Annotated in this window: 5 protein-coding genes; 2 read left to right on the forward strand and 3 right to left on the reverse strand. The window is 72.5% G+C overall.

Translation table 11 applies throughout. From position 1 onward, the window contains the following. Nucleotides 1-916, reverse strand: a 916-nt coding sequence (locus TA90_RS11960; RefSeq protein ID WP_052450845.1) for a LysR family transcriptional regulator, incomplete at its 3' end; no start/stop codon positions are given. 181 nt (nucleotides 917-1,097) lie between these two features. On the opposite strand from TA90_RS11960, the gene TA90_RS11965 reads away from it, so the two are divergent. Beyond that, nucleotides 1,098-1,481, forward strand: a complete 384-nt coding sequence (locus TA90_RS11965; protein WP_147513497.1) for a CBU_0592 family membrane protein — start codon at nucleotides 1,098-1,100, stop codon at nucleotides 1,479-1,481. Between the two features lie 37 nt (nucleotides 1,482-1,518). On the opposite strand, the gene rdgB is transcribed toward TA90_RS11965, so the two are convergent. Together rdgB and rph are read right to left on the reverse strand one after the other, a co-directional pair. Then, a complete protein-coding gene (rdgB, locus tag TA90_RS11970; protein ID WP_052450847.1) occupies nucleotides 1,519-2,193 on the reverse strand; it encodes an RdgB/HAM1 family non-canonical purine NTP pyrophosphatase in 675 nt (224 codons plus the stop codon). Beyond that, on the reverse strand, nucleotides 2,190-2,966 hold the full coding sequence (gene rph / locus TA90_RS11975) for a ribonuclease PH (RefSeq protein WP_043536778.1): 777 nt from the start codon (nucleotides 2,964-2,966) through the stop codon (nucleotides 2,190-2,192). The genes rdgB and rph overlap by 4 nt, the downstream gene beginning before the upstream one ends. A gap of 37 nt (nucleotides 2,967-3,003) precedes the next feature. On the opposite strand from rph, the gene TA90_RS11980 reads away from it, so the two are divergent. Then, the coding region (locus TA90_RS11980) for a hypothetical protein (RefSeq protein WP_043536770.1) at nucleotides 3,004-3,305 on the forward strand (302 nt) is incomplete at its 3' end.

Below are 3,305 nucleotides of genomic sequence, written 5' to 3' on the forward strand. Positions count from 1 at the left end.
AGGCCTGCGCACCCTCGCTGAAGGGGTGTTCGGCCACCCACTGCACGAGCCGCTGGATGACCTGCCCGCCGGGGGTCGACCGGTCGGCGGAGTGCGTCCTGTGCCGGATGAGCAGACGGCGGACACCCAGGCCGGGCAGGGGGGTGACGCGCACGCCGTCGAGGGGCACGTCGACGAGTGCGAGCCGGGGGAGCACGGTGGACCCGCGTCCGGCGGCCACCAGTGACAGGGCGACCCCGTAGTTGATGTAGGAGTCCTCGGCGAACTGGGGTTCGGGGATCCCCGCGGTGATGCGGGCCATCGCGTGCGCACCGGCGGTGCCCGGCAGGACGCGCAGCCAGTGCAGCGGGGCGAGGTCGCGTTCGGAGCCGATGGGCGGGGCGGAGGTCGGTGTGGCGAGGACCCACGGCTCGTCGAAGAACGCCGTGTCGGTGAACCCCCGCGGGGCGCCTCCGGGGGACTCGTCGCGCTCGAGGGTGAGGATGTCGAATCGTCCCGAACGGAGCGCCGCCATGCCGGGGAGTTCGTCGGTCTCGACGAGGTGCAGCTCGATGCCGGGCAGGACATGGGCGAGGTCGGCGAGGAAGGGGACCAGGACCGCGCGCAGCAGGGTCTGGAAGGAACCGATCGTCACCACCCCGGTGACCTGACCGGTGAAGGGGCGCAGCGCCTGGGTGGTGTCGGTCAGCTCCGCCTCGATGCGCTCCGCCCCGCCGGCGAGCACGTGTCCGGCCGGGGTGAGGACGGCGCCGGTGGGTGTGCGCTCGATGAGCTCGAGGCCGACCTCGTCCTCCAGGCGCTGGACCTGCTGGGACACCGCCGAGGGCGAGATGCCCAGGACGTCGGCGGCGGCGACGATGCCACCCTCACGACGCACCGCGAGGAGGACGGGGAGGCGGCGGGGGTCGATGTACACCTGGTGCTCCTGGCGGGGTCGTGGCACCTCCCCGGGGAGGGTGGTGCCGGCGGTGCGGGCCCCGCGTCGGGAGGGCCGGGGAGCCGTGCCGCACGAGGGCGGATTCGATGAAGTGATCCTTCAGGAGATCTGAAGAATCATTCGATTGCACTGTATCACCGGGACGGGCAGCATGTGCCTCGTGATCGGGTCTCTCTCCGCTGTCGCGATGGTCCTCGGGTGGATCGGCGCGCTGTGCTCGCTGCTCGCGTACTGGACGGTGTCCACCCAACGGGTGGCACCCGACTCCCTGCGCTACCACGCCCTGAACATGGTGGCCTGTGCGCTGCTCGCGATGGCCTGCCTGGCGACCAGGGCGTGGCCGTCGGTGGTCACGAACCTGATCTTCATCGTCATCGGGGTCCGGATGACGTGGCGCGTCAGGGACCGGCTGGTCATCCGCCTGCGTGCCGAGTGGGCGGCGCTCTCGGAGCACCTGGTGGGCGTGCGGGGGCGCATCGCGTCGGCACGCCGCATGCGTGGACGGGGCGGCGTCCCCGCCGAGGAGCCCGCGCTCGGGCACTGACGCCCGCACCCGCACCCGCTCCCGCACCGGCGCCCGCTCAGGACTCCACCCGACCGCCCAGCGCCTCCACGATGTGGGGTGCCAGGGCCCGGAAGGCGATGCCCCGGTGGCTGATCGCGTTCTTCTGTTCCGGGGACATCTCCGCCGTGGTGAGATCCGCCCCCTCCGGCACGAACACCGGGTCGTACCCGAACCCGCCGGTGCCGCGACGCCCACGCAGCAGGGTGCCCATGACGCGTCCGATCTCCACGAACTCCCGCCCATCGGGCAGGACGAGCACCGCGGCGGACACGAAGGACGCGCCCCGCAGCCGGTCGGGGACGTCGCTGATCTGGGCGAGCAGCAGGTCCAGGTTCGCGGCGTCGTCCCCGTGGTGGCCGCACCACCGTGCCGAGAAGATGCCGGGAGAGCCCCCCATGATGTCCACACAGAGCCCCGAGTCGTCCGCCACCGCCGCCAGGCCGGTGGCCCGGCACAGGGCACGGGCCTTGATGAGGGAGTTCTCCTCGAAGGTCGCCCCGTCCTCGACGGGGGAGTCGACGTCGAACTGGTCCATGCGCGCGATCGTGCCGGGGGTGAACCCCTCGAGCAGGGGCTCGAGGATCGCCTCGAGTTCGGTGATCTTGTGGGGGTTCGAGGTCGCGAAGACGAGTCGGGCGCCCTCGTGCGTCCCCTCCCCGCCCCCCTGTCCCCTGGTGCCCCCCGCGCTCACGCCTGCTCCAGCGTGACGGTGGTGCCGACCTCGGAGGCCAGGGCGCGATGCTGCAGGTCGGTGAGCTCCGCATTGCCCACGGCCGCCAGGTCCAGCAGGATGCCCAGCTCGTCGCGGTCGAAGGGGGCGTGCTCGGCGGTGCCCTGGACCTCCACGAAACGCCCGGACCCCGTCTGGACGACATTCATGTCGGTCTGGGCGCGCACGTCCTCCACATAGGGCAGGTCCAGCATCGGTGTGCCGTCGATGATGCCCACGGAGATGGCGGAGACCGAGTCGGACAGGACGGGGTGCCCGGGACGCTCGCGGATGATGTGACGCTCGCGGGCCCAGGAGATGGCGTCGGCGAGTGCGATGTAGGCCCCCGTCACCGAGGCGGTGCGGGTGCCGCCGTCGGCGCGCAGGACGTCGCAGTCCAGGACGATGGTGTTCTCCCCGAGCGCGGCGACGTCGACGACGGCCCGCAGGGATCGTCCGATGAGGCGCGAGATCTCCTGCGTGCGTCCCCCGATCTTGCCCTTGACGGACTCGCGCTGGGAACGTTCGGAGGTGGCACGGGGGAGCATCGCGTACTCGGCGGTCACCCAGCCCTCGCCGGACCCCTTGCGCCAGCGCGGCACGCCCTCGGTGAAGGAGGCGACGCACAGGACGCGGGTGTTGCCCGCCTCGATGAGGACGGAGCCCTCCCCGGATCCCGCCCACCCTCGGGTGACGGAGACGGGGCGGAGCTGGTCGAGGGCGCGCCCATCGGCGCGTGTCGTGGTTGAGGTCATGGTGACCACCGTAGCGCCGGGCGGATACCGTGGGCACATGGGCATCACGCTTCCCCTCTCGCGGGGCATCCTCGACTCCGTCCCCGCGGCCCGCGAGGCCGTGGACCCCCTCACCCTGCTGCTGGAGGGACCGGGCGCGCTCGAGGGCATCGTCGAGGGTCCCGTCACCGGGGTGCGTGCCTTCCTCGTCGACCCGGCGGGCCGACTGGCCGTCGAGTCACCCGCGGGCGCCCACACCGCGGTGCGTCGTGTGGGTGCCACCGTGCGGGCCGACGCCGACACCCCCTTCGCCACCATCCCCGCCGACGAGGGCGACGCCGCCCCGCGACCGACCTCCCT

This window comes from Actinomyces polynesiensis, from assembly GCF_000820725.1.
GTDB lineage: Bacteria > Actinomycetota > Actinomycetes > Actinomycetales > Actinomycetaceae > Pauljensenia > Pauljensenia polynesiensis.